Here is a 15037-nt window from a genome sequence, read left to right as displayed (position 1 = left end):
CTACCCCAGTGAAGACCGATGTCGAGGAGCTGACCCCCACCCGGGTCAAGCTCACCGTCGAGGTTCCGTTCGACGAGCTCAAGCCGAACCTCGACAAGGCGTACAAGGAGATCTCGCAGCAGGTGCGGATCAAGGGCTTCCGGCCCGGCAAGGTCCCCGCCCCGCTGATCGACAAGTACGTCGGCCGGGGTGCGGTCCTTCAGGAGGCGGTCAACGACGCGCTTCCCGAGCTGTACGGCCGCGCCGTCGAGGAGACCGAGATCTTCGTGCTCGGCCAGCCCGAGGTGGAGGTGACCGAGCTGGAGGACGGCACCCAGTTCGCCTTCACCGCCGAGGTCGACATCCGGCCGAAGTTCGAGGTGCCCGACTACGACGGCATCGAGGTCGTCGTGGACGACGCCGAGGTCACCGACGAGCAGGTCGAGGAGACCGTCGGCAACCTGCGCGAGCGGTTCGCGTCGCTGACCACCGCCGAGCGCGCGGTCGAGGAGGGCGACTTCGCCACCGTCGACCTGGTCGCCAAGATCGACGGTGCGGAGGTGGAGGACGCCTCCACCACCGGCTACTCCTACGAGGTCGGCAGCAAGTCGGCCATCGAGGGGCTGGACGAGGCGCTCGTCGGGCTGTCGGCCGGCGAGGACAAGACCTTCACCGGCACCCTGGTCGGCGGCGAGCACGCCGGCGAGGAGGCCGAGATCACCGTCACGGTGCAGAGCGTCAAGGTGAAGAACCTCCCCGAGCTGGACGACGAGTTCGCCCAGCTGGCCAGCGAGTTCGACACCATCGACGAGCTGCGCGAGGACGTCCGCACCCGGCTCGGCCGGCAGGTCAGGCTGCAGCAGCTGTCCGAGGCCCGCGACAAGGCCCTCGAGGCGCTGCTGGAGAAGGTCGAGATCCCGCTGCCGGAGAAGGTGGTGGAGGAGGAGATCGGCCGCCGCAACCAGCAGCTGGAGCAGCAGCTCCAGATGGCGGGCATGACCAAGGAGGACTACCTCGCCGACGAGGAGAAGTCGGCGGAGGAGTTCGACACCGAGGTCGCCGACGCGGCCCGGCTCGCCGTCAAGGGCGGCTTCGTCCTCGACCAGCTCGCCGTCCAGGAGGAGCTCGGCGTCGAGAACGAGGAGCTCAGCGAGTACGTCGTCACGCAGGCCATGCAGATGGGCGTGGCGCCGCAGCAGCTCGCCGAGTACCTGACGCAGAACAACCAGCTCCCGGCGATCGTGTCGGAGGTGCTGCGCAGCAAGGCGCTGAACCTCGTGGTCGAGCACGTCGTGGTCAAGGACGAGTCCGGCAACGTGATCGACGTCGACGCCGTCCAGCGCGAGCTGAACGGCGAGACCGCCGAGGCCGAGGCCGAGACCCCCGACGCCGAAGCCGGCGACACCGAGGCCGCGGAGGCCGCGGAGGCCGCCGGCGACGAGGCCGCCGAGGAGACCCCCGCGCAGGCGGCTGAGGCCGCCGCTGAGGAGGCCCCGACCGCCGAGGCGAAGGGCGACGACGCCAAGTAGCCCCACCGCGTTCCAGGACGTTCTGGGCGTTCCCGACACGCCCCGCACCCGCGCCCCGGGTGCGGGGCGTGTCGCGTTCGCGGAGATCGTCCATACCTCGCGGAGGCGTGGGTACGCCCCTGGCGAAAAGGCGGCCCCCCGGGCTTAACCGGGGTCGTGAGCGCGTTACTGTCCAATCATCCGAACCGATTAAAAGGACCGGAGGAACACCCGGTGAGCATGCCTCCGACTTTCGACGAGTCGTCGCGGATCCAGGCGCGGGTGGCCGAGGCGCCCCTGCTGCCCCTGGGCGACCAGCTGTTCCAGCGGCTGCTGCGCGAGCGGATCGTCTTCCTCGGCCAGCAGGTCGACGACGACATCGCCAACCGCATCTGCGCCGAGCTCCTGCTGCTGTCGGCCGAGGACGGCCGCCGCGACATCACGCTCTACATCAACTCGCCAGGTGGCTCCGTCACCGCCGGCATGGCGATCTACGACATCATGCAGTACGTCCCGAACGACATCGTGACGGTCGGGATGGGGCTGGCCGCCTCGATGGGCCAGTTCCTGCTGTGCGCCGGCACCACCGGCAAGCGCTACGCCCTGCCGCACGCCCGGATCATGATGCACCAGCCGTCCGGCGGCATCGGCGGCACCGCCTCCGACATCAAGATCCAGGCCGAGCAGATGCTGTACGTCAAGAAGACGCTCGCCGAGAAGATCGCCGAACACACCGGCCAGTCCCTCGACCAGATCGAGCGCGACTCCGACCGGGACCGCTGGTTCACCGCCGACGAGGCCAAGGACTACGGGTTCGTCGACCACGTGGTGCTCAGCGCGACCCAGGTGCCCTCCGAGGGCACGGTCTCCTGACGACCCGAATCACCTATCGGAGGCACACAGTGAGCGACCTCATCCGACCCGGTTTCAGCGATCTGGCCCGGCCCGGCGTCCAGGCGGGCGGAGCCCCGGCGCCGGCCGAGAGCCGGTACATCATCCCGTCCTTCGTCGAGCGCACCACGTACGGGGTCAAGGAGATGAACCCGTACAACAAGCTCTTCGAGGAGCGGATCATCTTCCTCGGCGTGCAGATCGACGACGCGTCCGCCAACGACGTGATGGCCCAGCTGATCACGCTCGAGTCGATCGACCCCGACCGCGACATCAGCATCTACATCAACTCGCCCGGCGGCTCGTTCACCGCCATGACGGCGATCTACGACACGATGCAGTTCGTCAAGCCGGACGTCCAGACGGTCTGCATCGGGCAGGCGGCCTCGGCCGCGGCCGTGCTGCTCGCGGCGGGCACGAAGGGCAAGCGGGCGGCGCTGCCGAACTCGCGGATCCTGATCCACCAGCCCGCGACCGAGGGCACCTACGGCCAGTCCAGCGACATCGAGATCCAGGCGCGCGAGATCATGCGGATCCGCGAGCTGCTCGAGTCGATCCTGGCCGAGCACAGCGGCAAGAGCATCGAAGAGGTCCAGCACGACATCGAGCGCGACAAGATCCTCACCGCCGACGAGGCCAAGACCTACGGCCTCATCGACGATGTCTTCGGCAGCAGGAAGCGCAAGGCCGAGGTAGTGTCGTCCTGAGGACGGCAGGACGCGGGAGTCCCGAGCCCGGCCGCCACAGTTCCGGGCGAGGGGCTTACCAAGCCCGTTGGAGGCGGTAACGTCGAGTCCAACGTCGAGAGCCCTCGGGACGCCAGCCGGCCGCGCCGCACCTTCTCAGACGGGCGGCCCCACGAAAAGGAGACAGTTGGGTGGCACGCATCGGCGACGGTGGTGATCTGCTCAAGTGCTCGTTCTGCGGGAAGAGCCAGAAGCAGGTCAAGAAGCTCATCGCGGGTCCGGGCGTGTACATCTGCGACGAGTGCATCGATCTCTGCAACGAGATCATCGAGGAGGAGCTCTCCGAGACCTCCGACCTGAAGTGGGACAACCTGCCCAAGCCGCGGGAGATCTACGAGTTCCTGGACTCCTACGTCATCGGGCAGGACACGGCGAAGAAGGCCCTCTCGGTCGCCGTCTACAACCACTACAAGCGGATCCAGTCGACCGACGTGGGCCGGGACGACCAGGTGGAACTGGGCAAGTCCAACATCCTGCTGCTCGGCCCGACCGGATCCGGCAAGACGCTGCTCGCGCAGACGCTCGCCAAACTCCTCAACGTCCCGTTCGCCATCGCGGACGCCACGGCGCTGACGGAGGCCGGATACGTGGGCGAGGATGTCGAGAACATCCTCCTCAAACTGATTCAGGCGGCCGACTACGACGTCAAGAAGGCCGAGACCGGGATCATCTACATCGACGAGGTCGACAAGGTCGCCCGCAAGAGCGAGAACCCGTCGATCACCAGGGACGTCTCTGGGGAGGGCGTCCAGCAGGCGCTGCTGAAGATCCTGGAGGGCACCACCGCGAGCGTCCCGCCGCAGGGCGGCCGCAAGCACCCGCACCAGGAGTTCATCCAGATCGACACCACGAACGTGCTGTTCATCTGCGGCGGCGCGTTCGCCGGCCTGGAGAAGATCGTCGAGTCGCGGGTGGGCAAGCAGGGGATGGGCTTCGGCGCCCAGATCCGCTCCAAGTCCGACTTCGGGGAGTCCTCGGCGGTGCTGGGCGACGTGATGCCCGAGGACCTGCTGAAGTTCGGCATGATCCCCGAGTTCGTCGGCCGGCTCCCGGTGATCACCTCGGTGCACAACCTGGACCGGGAAGCGCTGATCAACATCCTGACCGAGCCGAAGAACGCGCTGGTCCGCCAGTACCACCGCCTCTTCGAGCTGGACGGGGTCGACCTGGAGTTCACCGGTGACGCCCTCGAGGCGATCGCCGACCAGGCCATCCTGCGCGGCACCGGCGCCCGCGGCCTCCGCGCGATCATGGAGGAGGTCCTGCTGTCGGTGATGTACGAGGTGCCGAGCCGGCAGGACGTCGCGCGCGTCGTGATCACGCGCGAGGCCGTCCTGGAGCACGTCAACCCGACCCTCGTCCCGCGCGACCGCCCCAAGCGCGAACCGCGCGAGAAGAGCGCCTGAGCGCGACCCGAACGCGAACGCCCCGGACCGCCAGGTCCGGGGCGTTCGCGCGTTACCGCTCGTCTCAACGCGCCTGAGCCGTCACGCGAGCGCGTTACCTGACCGGTGGGGCGAAGCCGGAGGCGAGCCCCACCGGGAAGCTCGCGAAGCGAGGCCGCGCTCGCCCAAGCACGGTCAAGGGCCGAGCCGCTAGGCGAGGCTCTTGGGCCGGGGTTGTGGACACACAGCCGCTAGGCGAGGCTCTTGGGCCGGGGTTGTGGACACACAGCCGCTAGGCGAGGCTCTTGGGCCGGGGTTGTGGACACACAGCCGCTAGGCGAGGTTCTTGGGCCGGGGTTGTGGACACACAGCCGCTAGGCGAGGTTCTTGGGCCGGGGGTGAATCAACTCCGGGACTCGCCGAGGCCGGCCTCGCGGGCCAGGACGATCGCCTGAGCGCGGTCGGCGACGTGCAGCTTCATGAAGATGTTCGACACGTGGTTGCGGACGGTCTTCTGGCTGAGGAACAGCGTGCCGGCGATCTCGCCGTTGCTGCGGCCCTGCGCGATCAGTTCGAGGACCTCCCGCTCCCGGTCGGTCAGTTCCGGGAACGCGGCGCGCCGGGGGTCGGGCATGTCGGTGAAGTAGGTGAGGACGCGGCGGGCGATCTCCGGCCCGTAGATGGCCTCGCCTGCCGCGACGGCCCGCACGGCCCGTGCGATCTCCTCGGCGCCGGACTCCTTCAGCAGGTAGCCGCGGGCGCCGGCGCGCATCGCGTTGAACACCGAGTCGTCGTCGCGGAACATCGTCAGCACCAGCACGCCGATGCGCGGGCTCGTGCGGGTGATGGTGCGGGTGGCCTCGATGCCGTTGCCGCCCGGCATGTGCAGGTCCATCACGACGACGTCGGGCTGCAGTTCGGCCGCCATCCGGACCGCGTCGGGGCCGCACTCGGCCTCCCCGACGACCTCGACACCCAGCGCCTGCAGCAGGCCCTTCAGCCCCTGCCGGAACACCGGGTGGTCGTCGGTGATGAGGACCCGGATCGCGTCCGTCATCGGCGGCCTCCGCTCACGCGCTCAGGGGCGCCCGTTCCGACCGGGCGGAGCATGATGGTACCTGGCGATGCCGGGGGCGGGCAGCGGAAGCCGGGCCGACACCACGGTGCCGCCGCCGGGCCGCGAGGTGACGGTGCAGCCGCCGCCGATCTCCGCCGCCCACTCCTTCATCGCGGCGAGGCCGCGGCGCGGCTTCGGCCGGTCGCCGTTGCGCGCGGAGTCCGGCATGCCGGGGCCGGTGTCGGCCACCATGAGGTGCAGGTCGGCGTCGCGGCGCAGCAGCACCATCGCGGTGCTGCCGGGCGCGTGCAGCCGGACGTTCGTCAGCGCCTCCTGGGCGATCCGGTAGGCGGCGACCTCGACGGCGGCGGGCAGGTCGCCGGGCCCGCCGTCGAACCGCACGTCCACCCGTTCGGCGCAGCCCTCGGCGAACGACTCGATGGCCGCGACGAGGCCGAGGTCGTCCAGCGCGGGCGGGCGGAGGCCGTGCGCGAGGTCGCGGATCTCGCCGACGGCGGTGGCGAGCCGGTCCCGGACGTCGGCGAGCAGCGGGTCCATCCGCTCGGGCTGGCCGGCGAGGGTGATGCGCGCCGCGTCCAGCGACATGGCGAGGCTGGCGAGGGTGGGGCCGAGCCCGTCGTGCAGGTCGTGCCGGAGCCGGCGGCGCTCCTCCTCGCGGCTGGCGAGGATGCGCTCGCGGGAGCGCTGCAGGTCGCGGGTGAGGCGCTGGAGGTGCGGGATCGCGGTGGCGTGCGCGGCCACGGCCCCCGCCGCGAACGCGCCGGCCAGCACGGCGGTCCGCGCCAGTACCGCTCGCATTCCGTCCCACTCCCTTCGCGCCGTCGTCGCGGGCGTTCGGCACCACCCTTTCCGCGGGGACGACCCGGTGTCAGGTGACCTGTGTCCCGTCCGCGGCGGGAAAACGCTCTCTGGCCCGCCGCCCGGCGCGTCGGACCTCGTGGGACGGGCCGTGGTACCGCCGCGATCCCCGTAGAATCGTTGGCCGTGACACAGCCCAGCAGTGAGCGCGGCCAGGGGGCCGCCGCGGACGTCGACCTGCCCACCCAGTACCGCCCGGCCGATGTCGAGGGCCGGCTCTACGAGCGGTGGGTATCGGCGGGGCTGTTCACCGCCGATCCGGCGCGCGACCCGTCCCGTCCCGCGTACTCGATCGTGATCCCGCCGCCGAACGTGACCGGTTCGCTGCACATGGGGCACGCCCTGGACCACTCGATCCAGGACACCCTGATCCGGCGCCGCCGCATGCAGGGGTACGAGACGGCGTGGATCCCCGGCATGGACCACGCGGGCATCGCCACGCAGAACGTCGTGGAGCGGGAGCTGGCCAAGGAGGGCCTGTCCCGGCACGACCTCGGCCGCGAGGCGTTCGTCGACCGGGTGTGGAAGTGGAAGGCCGAGTCCGGCGGCCGGATCCTCGGCCAGATGCGCCGCCTCGGCGACTCGGTCGACTGGACGCGCGAGGCGTTCACGATGGACGACCGGCGCGCCCGCGCCGTCCGCACGATCTTCAAGCGGCTGTTCGACGACGGCCTGATCTACCGCGCCGAGCGCATCATCAACTGGTGCCCGCGCTGCCTGACGGCCCTGTCGGACATCGAGGTCGAGCACGAGGACGTCGACGGCGAGCTGGTGTCGATCCGGTACGGGTCGGGCGGCGACGAGATCGTCGTGGCGACGACGCGGGCGGAGACGATGCTCGGCGACACCGCCGTCGCCGTCCACCCCGACGACGAGCGGTACGCGCACATGGTCGGCCGCGAGATCGAGCTGCCGCTGACCGGCCGCCGCATCCCGGTCGTGGCGGACGAGCACGTCGACCCGGCGTTCGGCACCGGCGCGGTCAAGGTGACCCCGGCGCACGACCCGAACGACTTCGAGATCGGCCGCCGGCACTCGCTGCCGTCGATGTCGGTGATGGACGAGCGGGGTGTGGTCACCGCGTCCGGTCCGTTCGAGGGCCTGGACCGGTTCGAGGCGCGCCCGGCGGTCGTCGCGGCGCTGCGCGAGCAGGGCCGGATCGTCAAGGAGGTCCGGCCGTACGAGCACTCGGTCGGGCACTGCCAGCGCTGCTCCACGGTGGTGGAGCCGCGCGTGTCGCTGCAGTGGTTCGTCAAGGCCGGGCCGCTGGCGAAGGCGGCGGGCGACGCGGTCCGCGACGGCCGGGTGGCGATCCACCCGCCGGAGATGGCGTCCCGCTACTTCGAGTGGGTCGACAACATGCACGACTGGTGCATCAGCCGGCAGCTGTGGTGGGGGCACCGCATCCCGGTCTGGTACGGCCCGGACGGCGAGACCGCCTGCCCCGGCCCGGACGAGGAGCCGCCCGCCGGCTGGACGCAGGACGGCGACGTCCTCGACACCTGGTTCTCCTCGGCGCTGTGGCCGTTCTCGACGCTCGGGTGGCCCGACAAGACCCCCGAGCTGGAGCGGTTCTATCCCACGTCGGTGCTGGTCACCGGGTACGACATCCTGTTCTTCTGGGTCGCCCGGATGATGATGTTCGGGCTGTACGCGATGGACGGCGCCGAGCCGTTCAAGACGATCGCGCTGCACGGGATGGTCCGCGACCAGCACGGCAAGAAGATGTCGAAGTCGTTCGGCAACGTCGTCGACCCGCTCGACTGGATCGACCGGTACGGCGCCGACGCGACGCGGTTCACGCTGCTGCGCGGCGCGAACCCGGGCGGCGACGTCCCGGTGGCGGAGGAGTGGGCGCAGGGGTCGCGCAACTTCTGCAACAAGCTGTGGAACGCCACGCGGTTCGCGATGATCAACGGTGCGCACGTCCGCGGCGACGTCCCGTCCGAGCTGACGACGGTGGACGCGTGGATCCTGTCGCGGCTGCACGCGGTCATCGCCGAGGTCGACGCGCAACTGGAGTCCTACGACTTCGCCAAGGCGTGCGAGACGCTCTACCACTTCGCGTGGGACGAGGTCTGCGACTGGTACGTGGAGCTGGCGAAGGTCCAGCTCGCCGACGACCGCGCCGACGCGACGCGCCGCGTGCTCGGCGAGGTGCTCGACAACCTGCTGCGGCTGCTGCACCCGGTGATCCCGTTCGTCACCGAGGAGCTGTGGACCTCCCTGACCGGTGCCGGGACGATCGTGACCGCGTCCTGGCCGTCCGCCGACGCCGGGCGCGCCGACCGGGACGCCGAGTCGCTGGTGGAGTCGCTGCAGCGGCTCGTCACCGAGGTCCGCCGGTTCCGCGCCGACCAGGGGCTCAAGCCCGGCCAGAAGGTCGCCGCCGCGCTGGAGTGGGGCGGTTCGCCGCTCGCCGCGCACGAGGAGGGCGTCCGCGCCCTGCTGCGGCTGACCGCACCGGACGGCGGCTTCGCGGCCACCGCGTCGCTGCCGGTCGAGGGCGTCACGGTCCGGCTCGACACCGCCGGCGTCATCGACGTCGCCGCCGAGCGCAAGCGGCTCGACAAGGACCTCGCGGCGGCGCGCAAGGAGGCCGACCAGGCGCGGCGCAAGCTCGGCAACGAGGCGTTCATGGCGAAGGCGCCCGAAGCGGTCGTCGCCAAGAACCGCGACCGGCTCGCGCAGGCGGAGGCCGCCATCGCGCGGCTGGAGGCGCAGCTCGCCGCGCTGCCGCCGGCCTGAGCGCGGCGGGCCGGCGGCGCCCGCCGGGGCCGGGGGAGCCCGGCCTGGGGCGAACGGTCGGCGGCGGCCCGGCCGCCCGGTTACGATCCGGATGATCCGCGGACTTTCAGGCGGTAGGGAATCCTCGGGAGTGCAATGGCCGAATCACCTCCTCGCCCCGACGCGCCCGGGGCGGTGCCGGACGACGAGCCGGGCCGCCAGCAGGTCGTCGAGGACGGCGGGCCGCCCGGGGGGTTCACCGCCGCCCCGGCGCCCTGGGGCACCTCGCCGCCGTGGTGGTCGGCGGACTCCAGGGACGGGACGGGACCGCAGTTGCTCGCGCACGGCACCGGTCCGCAGCCGCTCGCGGGCGGGACGGGCGGTCACCGCCTCCCCGTCCCGGCGAACGGCACGGGCGGGCATCCGATCCCCGGCGGCACCGGCGGGCATGCCCTGCCCGGCGGCACGGGCGGGCACCCGCTGCCGAACGGGACCGGCCCGCTCGTCCTGCCCGGCGAGAACGGCCCGCAGGGCATGCGGGCGCCGCTGGGCGCGGCCGTGCCCGGCGGGACGTCGCCGGAGCGGGAGCGCCGGCAGGTGTCCGGGCTGCTGCTCGGCGCCGGGATCGGCGCGGCGCTGGTCGCGGTGCTGATGGTCGGCGTCCTGGCGTTCAAGCCGGACGAGCCCGCCGCCCGGAAGGGCCCCGGGGCCGCCGCGGCCGCCGCGTCCACCCACAGGATCACCGCTGTGCCGCGCGCCGGCGGGATGGTCCGGGAGGCCACCGCCCCCGCGGCCGGCGCGGCCTACCCGTTCGTCATGGCGGCGGTGAAGGCGGCCGGGGTCACGGCGACCGGGAACGGCATGGCCGTCTACGCCGAGAAACCCGTCGGGCGGGTGAGCGTGCTGTTCGTCGGCGGGACGCGCCCGGCCGGCGACCCGGCCCCGTTCCTGCGCAGGCTGCGGCCCAGCACGTTCCTCTCCGGCGAGGAGGGCAATCCCGGGCAGAACGGCGGCAAGGCGGAGTGCGGGACGTTCGCGGTGCTCGCCGGGACGCACACCTACTGCGCCTGGGCGACCCGCGACTCCTACGGCGTCGTCGCGTCCGACGTCCCGACCAGGAACCCCGACTTCTCCCTGATGGACGACGTCATGCGCCGGATCCGGAAGGACGTCGAGAAGCCGGCACGGTAGCCGGCGGGCGGAACAGCCGCTCGGTGGAGGCGCCGACGCGGTCGAGGACCAGTCCGGTGAAGTAGACGGTGCCGAGGACGGCGACGCGGTGCCCGAGCGTGGCCAGCGCCTCCGGGGTGACGGCGCCGGAGCCGACGGCGTCCCAGGCCGGCGGCAGCGGGCGGGTGAAGCGAAGGTGCGGCTGCGGCAGCCGGACGTAGGTGACGGGCAGGTCGCCGAGCGCCCGGACAGCGCCGTCGAGGTCCTTGTGGTCGGGCAGGCACACGACGGCGTGGTCGACCTCGCCCCAGCGGTCGCGGGCGGCGGCGAGCGCCGCGGCGACGCCCGTCCCGTCGATGGCGGAGTCGATGAGCAGCGTCGTGGCCGTCCCGGGCACCGCGTGCCAGGACATGCGGCCGGGCAGGACGACCGTGGACAGCACCTCGCGCAGCCGGTCCTCGGGGAGACCGGCCCCGGCGAGGCGCCGGGCCGCGGCGACGCCGGTCGCGGCGGCGGCGCGCCCGAGCCCGGCGGGCAGCAGGCCGGCGGGGACGCCGCCGTCGCGGACGTACTCCACCGGCCCGAGCACCTCCGCCACCTCCGGGGTCTGGGGCGCCGACACGATCCGGGTACCGGGGCCCGCCACGCCGCGCTTCTCCTCGGCGATCTCCGCCGGAGTGTCGCCGAGGACCCCGGCGTGCTCCAGGAAGATCGGCGTGATCGCGGCCACGTCCGGCGGGAAGAGCGCGACCTCGTCGGACCGCCCGCCCATCCCCGCCTCCAGGACGAGCGCCTCGGCGCCCGCCCGCCGCGCGTGCAGCGCGCCCGCGAGCGTGAACAGCCCGGAGGGCGACAGGTAGCCGTCCGCCGGCGGGCCGAGCTCCGCCATCGCGCCGCCGAGCCGGGCGCCGAGCGACGCCAGTTCCGCCTCGGTGACCGCCTGGCCGTCGATCCTGATCCGGTCCCGGTTGGTGCGCAGGCCGGGGCTGGTGACGGTGCACACGCGCAGGCCCGAGGCGACGAGGGCCGCCGACGCGTACGTCGCCGCCGTCCCCTTCCCCTTGGACCCGACCACGGTCAGCACGGGTACGCCGGGGGACAGGACGTCCAGCGCCCCGGCCAGCTCGCGCGCGCGGGCCAGGCTGCGCGTCTCGCCCGGCCGGCGCCGCTCCCATTCCCGGAAGAAAACCTCGTCAGCCCGCATACCCCCATGCTTCCACCGTCCGCGGCCCGGCGGCCCGGGGCCGGGCGGGGGCGCCTGCCGCGCCGAGTAGGCTCTCAGCGTGAGCCAGGCAACCGAGCCGCTCGACTACCGCGGCGCCGTGAGCGCGATCATGAGCCGGGGCGTCGAGTGGGACATCGACCCGACCCTCGACCGGATCCGCGACCTCGTGGACGTCCTGGGCGAGCCGCAGCGCGCATACCCCGTGATTCATGTCGCGGGCACGAACGGCAAGTCCAGCACCGCGCGGCTGATCGAGTCGCTGCTGCGCGAGCGCGGCCTGCGCACCGGGCTGTACACCAGCCCCGAGATGACCACGCTGCGCGAGCGGATCGCGATCGACGGGGAGCCGATCGGCGAGGAGCGGTTCGCCGAGGCGTTCCAGGACGTGCTGCCGTACGTGCAGCTGATCGACGGCAAGCACGAGACGCGGCTGTCGTTCTTCGAGGTGCTGACCGCGATGGCGTTCGCCGCGTTCGCGGACGCGCCGGTCGACGTGGCCGTGGTCGAGGTCGGCATGGGCGGGACGTGGGACGCCACGAACGTCGCCGACGGCACGGTCGCCGTCGTCACCCCGATCGGCCTGGACCACACCCGCTACCTCGGCGACACGCTCGAGGAGATCGCCGGCGAGAAGGCCGGGATCATCAAGCCGGGCGCCGTCGCGGTGCTGTCCCAGCAGCCCGTCGAGGCGGCCGAGGTGCTGCTGCGGCGGGTCGTCGAGACCGGCGCCGCCGTGGCGCGCGAGGGCATCGAGTACGGAGTGCTGAGCCGGGACGTCGCGGTCGGCGGCCAGATGATCGGCCTGCGCGGCCTGTACGGCGGCTACGACGAGATCTTCCTGCCGCTGTTCGGCGAGCACCAGGCGAGCAACGCCGCGACCGCGCTGGCGGCCGTCGAGGCGTTCGCCAGCGGCGCGCCGTCCAGGGGCGAGGTCGACCTGGAGGCCGCGACCCGGATCGCGCCCGGTGAGCCGTTCCTCGGGGGCGGCGAGGGCCAGCTCGACCCGGCGCTGGTGCGCAGCGGGTTCGCCAAGTCGGCGTCGCCGGGCCGGCTGGAGGTCGCCCGGACGGGCCCGACCGTACTGCTGGACGCGGCGCACAACCCGGCCGGGATGGCCGCGACCGTTGCCACGGTCAACGACTCGTTCTCCTTCACCCGGCTGGTCGGCGTGCTCGCCGTCGCTGCGGACAAGGACATCGCCGGGCTCCTGGACCAGCTCGAACCGGTGCTGGCCGAGCTGGTCGTGACGCGCAACTCCTCGGCGCGCTCGCTGCCGCCCGAGGAGCTGGCGGAGATCGCCCAGGGGATCTTCGGGCCGGAGCGGGTGCACGTCGCGTACCGGCTGGACGACGCGATCGACATCGCCATCGGGCTGGCCGAGGAGACCGGCGAGTACCAGGGCGCCGGCGTGCTGATCACCGGTTCGGTGGTCACCGCCGGCGACGCCAGGACGCTGCTGCGCGTGGGGGAGGGCAGGTGACCGCCATGACCGGGGACGCCACGGAGGGCGCGCCGCAGCCGGCGGGGCGCAAGGCCCCGAACCCGGTGCGGCGGCTGTACGCCACCGTGCTGGCCTGCGAGGCGATCGTGATCGCGCTGGCTATCCCGGTGGCGATCTCGGTGATGGACGTGTCCGGGGCGACGGCCGGCCTGGTGTGCGGCGGGCTGGCGGTGCTGTGCCTGCTCATGGCCGGGCTGCTGCGGTTCCCGTGGTCGTTCGCGGCGGGCACCGTGCTGCAGGTCGCGATCATCGCGACCGGGTTCATGGTGCCGGCCATGTTCTTCCTCGGCGTCCTGTTCGGGGCGTTGTGGGGGACGGCCTTTTGGATGGGACGCAAGGTGGAGCGGCTCCCGGCGCGCTAAATTCGCGGGACGGCACCATTTCCTCCGCCGATCTCGCGTGCCGGTGAATCACTTAATTCCGACATTCTTCTTTATTGGGAAATAGTGCGTTCGGCGGGGGGTGACCTCCGAAGGAGCGCACCGTGTCCTCCTACGCCCAGCCCTCCCACGCGCACGACCCGGGCGCCCCGCTCGCGGCGCCGGACGGCACCGCCATCGGCGCCGCACCCGCCCGCCGCGCCGGCGCGCGGCGGTGGAACGCGACGCTGGGCGCGCTGCTGACGGCGGTCACCGTCCTCCCCGCCGTCGTCCTGGTCGTGCCGGACACCACCGCCGGCGTGATGCCCGCCGCCGCACGCGCGCTCGGCCTCGGCGACCGCGAGGTCCCGGCTCTGCTGCGCGCCACCGGCCTGGCCCTGCCCGCCCTGGCGCTCACCGTCCCGCTCGCCGCCGTCGCCGCGCGCCGCCTCCCCGCGTGGACGGTGCTGGCCACCGGCCTCGTCGTCCTGCTCGGCGGGCTCGTCGCCGTCCGGTTCGCCGGCTCGGTGCCCCAGATCGGCGCGATCCGCGTCGCGCAGGGCGCCGGCGCCGGGACCGCGCTGCCTGCCTCCCTCGTCCTCGTGTGGGAGCGGCGGAACGCGGCGCTCGCCGCGCTCTGGGCGGGCGTGCTCGCCGGGTCGCTGCTGCTCGCCATGCCGCTGGCGATGCACGCCGTCCCGGCGCCGCGTCCGGGTGCCGCGGCGCGCGACTGGCACGCGGCGCTCGCCCCCCTGCCCTGGCTCGCCGGGGTCGCCGCGGCCGCCGCCGTCCTCGGCGTCCTGCTGCGCGGGCGCGTGCCGTGGACGCTGCCGCCGCCGCGCCTCGCCGAACGGGGACGCCTCGCGCTGCCGTTCGCGCCGGTGGCGGCGTTCGCGTTCCTCGCCGTCGTCGCGGCGGACGGCTGGTCGCCGGGCGCCCGCCTGGTGGTCGCCGGGTCGGCGCTCGCCGCGCTCGCCGGCCTCGCGCTGGCCGGCGGCGCGGACGGCGGCCCGTACGGCTGCGCGGTCGTCATGGTCGCCGCCGGCCTGCTCACCTACCCGCTCGCGGCGCCGCTGTCCGGCCTCGCCGCCGCCGACGCGGCCGGAGGCCGGCTGCCGCCCTTCGCCGCCGCCGCACTGGCCGCCGTGGCCGGTGCGCTCGCCGCGGCCCGCGCCCGTCCCCGCGCCGCCGTGGGAGCCGGATACGCCCTGATGATCGCCGGCGTCGGCCTCGGGCTCGCCACCGGCTCCACCGAACCCTGGACGCCCCTGCTTCCGCTCGTCCCACTCGGCATGGGCGCCGGGCTCGCCCTCGCCGCCTCGCTGCGGGACGCGCACGTCGGCGCGGCCCTGTTCGCCCTCGCGCTGTGCTTCCCCGCCGTCCTCACCGGCCAGCTCCTCGTGCTCTCCCTGCAGGCGTCCCGGCTGCACTCGGCGCACTCCGGGGAGCAGCGGCTGGACGCGCTCGCCGGCGGCTACCGCGCCTGGCTCCTCATCGCCGGAACGGCGGCCGTGCTGCTCGCCGTCCTCACCCTGCGCCTCATCGCCCGACACGGCCGCGCCGCCGAATCCGCTCCGGTGCCCGAAGACGGGTAGGATTCGCGCGCTCAC

Annotated in this window: 12 protein-coding genes; 9 read left to right on the top strand and 3 right to left on the bottom strand. The window is 73.0% G+C overall.

From position 1 onward, the window contains the following. The first annotated feature begins 8 nt into the window (after positions 1-8). From tig to clpX, 4 genes are all read left to right on the top strand, one after another. Positions 9-1508, top strand: a complete 1500-nt coding sequence (gene tig / locus ACA514_RS34005; RefSeq protein WP_375045360.1) for a trigger factor — start codon at positions 9-11, stop codon at positions 1506-1508. A 219-nt stretch (positions 1509-1727) separates the two neighbouring features. Then, positions 1728-2360 (top strand): ClpP family protease, encoded by a 633-nt coding sequence (locus ACA514_RS34000; protein ID WP_375045452.1) that lies wholly within the window; start codon positions 1728-1730, stop codon positions 2358-2360. Between the two features lie 62 nt (positions 2361-2422). After that, complete coding sequence (locus tag ACA514_RS33995; RefSeq protein ID WP_375045451.1) at positions 2423-3085, top strand: ATP-dependent Clp protease proteolytic subunit; 663 nt, start codon at positions 2423-2425, stop codon at positions 3083-3085. 170 nt (positions 3086-3255) lie between these two features. Continuing rightward, positions 3256-4530: an ATP-dependent Clp protease ATP-binding subunit ClpX gene (gene clpX / locus ACA514_RS33990; RefSeq protein WP_375045359.1), complete on the top strand. Its 1275-nt coding sequence runs from the start codon at positions 3256-3258 to the stop codon at positions 4528-4530. A 382-nt stretch (positions 4531-4912) separates the two neighbouring features. Here the strand turns inward: clpX and ACA514_RS33985 are convergent, their stop codons facing one another. Beyond that, positions 4913-5566 (bottom strand): response regulator, encoded by a 654-nt coding sequence (locus tag ACA514_RS33985; protein ID WP_375045358.1) that lies wholly within the window; start codon positions 5564-5566, stop codon positions 4913-4915. A 21-nt stretch (positions 5567-5587) separates the two neighbouring features. After that, positions 5588-6385, bottom strand: a complete 798-nt coding sequence (locus ACA514_RS33980; RefSeq protein ID WP_375045357.1) for a sensor histidine kinase — start codon at positions 6383-6385, stop codon at positions 5588-5590. 186 nt (positions 6386-6571) lie between these two features. Here ACA514_RS33980 and ACA514_RS33975 point away from each other — a divergent pair, with 186 nt between their 5' ends. Both ACA514_RS33975 and ACA514_RS33970 read left to right on the top strand, forming a co-directional pair. After that, on the top strand, positions 6572-9193 hold the full coding sequence (locus ACA514_RS33975; protein WP_375045356.1) for a valine--tRNA ligase: 2622 nt from the start codon (positions 6572-6574) through the stop codon (positions 9191-9193). A 135-nt stretch (positions 9194-9328) separates the two neighbouring features. Continuing rightward, complete coding sequence (locus ACA514_RS33970; protein WP_375045355.1) at positions 9329-10363, top strand: hypothetical protein; 1035 nt, start codon at positions 9329-9331, stop codon at positions 10361-10363. Here the strand turns inward: ACA514_RS33970 and ACA514_RS33965 are convergent. Further along, positions 10320-11546, bottom strand: coding sequence for a hypothetical protein (locus tag ACA514_RS33965; protein WP_375045354.1), 1227 nt, complete (start codon positions 11544-11546; stop codon positions 10320-10322). The two genes, ACA514_RS33970 and ACA514_RS33965, sit on opposite strands and share 44 nt — an antisense overlap. 130 nt (positions 11547-11676) lie before the next feature. On the opposite strand from ACA514_RS33965, the gene ACA514_RS33960 reads away from it, so the two are divergent. The 3 genes from ACA514_RS33960 (at position 11677) to ACA514_RS33950 (ending at position 15022) form a co-directional block, all read left to right on the top strand. After that, positions 11677-13047, top strand: a complete 1371-nt coding sequence (locus ACA514_RS33960) for a bifunctional folylpolyglutamate synthase/dihydrofolate synthase (protein WP_375045450.1) — start codon at positions 11677-11679, stop codon at positions 13045-13047. 5 nt (positions 13048-13052) lie between these two features. Further along, positions 13053-13430 carry a DUF4233 domain-containing protein gene (locus ACA514_RS33955; protein ID WP_375045449.1) on the top strand — a complete coding sequence of 126 codons (378 nt, stop codon included), beginning with the start codon at positions 13053-13055 and terminating at the stop codon, positions 13428-13430. A gap of 122 nt (positions 13431-13552) precedes the next feature. After that, positions 13553-15022: a hypothetical protein gene (locus tag ACA514_RS33950; protein WP_375045353.1), complete on the top strand. Its 1470-nt coding sequence runs from the start codon at positions 13553-13555 to the stop codon at positions 15020-15022. Positions 15023-15037 lie beyond the last annotated feature (15 nt).

The organism is Actinomadura sp. NTSP31 (assembly GCF_041951385.1).
Taxonomy (GTDB): Bacteria; Actinomycetota; Actinomycetes; order Streptosporangiales; family Streptosporangiaceae; genus Spirillospora; species Spirillospora napierensis.
The sequence above is the reverse complement of the archived record's forward strand: the minus strand, read 5'-3'. Positions and strand labels throughout refer to the sequence as shown.

What these genes read in the sequence shown, in the direction of transcription:
- ACA514_RS34000 (WP_375045452.1), top strand. Translation starts at nt 1,728, where the DNA reads ATGCCTCCGACTTTCGACGAGTCGTCGCGGATCCAGGCGCGGGTGGCC.
- ACA514_RS33985 (WP_375045358.1), bottom strand. Translation starts at nt 5,566, where the DNA reads ATGACGGACGCGATCCGGGTCCTCATCACCGACGACCACCCGGTGTTC.
- ACA514_RS33980 (WP_375045357.1), bottom strand. Translation starts at nt 6,385, where the DNA reads ATGCGAGCGGTACTGGCGCGGACCGCCGTGCTGGCCGGCGCGTTCGCG.
- ACA514_RS33970 (WP_375045355.1), top strand. Translation starts at nt 9,329, where the DNA reads ATGGCCGAATCACCTCCTCGCCCCGACGCGCCCGGGGCGGTGCCGGAC.
- ACA514_RS33965 (WP_375045354.1), bottom strand. Translation starts at nt 11,546, where the DNA reads ATGCGGGCTGACGAGGTTTTCTTCCGGGAATGGGAGCGGCGCCGGCCG.
- ACA514_RS33960 (WP_375045450.1), top strand. Translation starts at nt 11,677, where the DNA reads ATGAGCCGGGGCGTCGAGTGGGACATCGACCCGACCCTCGACCGGATC.
- ACA514_RS33955 (WP_375045449.1), top strand. Translation starts at nt 13,053, where the DNA reads ATGACCGGGGACGCCACGGAGGGCGCGCCGCAGCCGGCGGGGCGCAAG.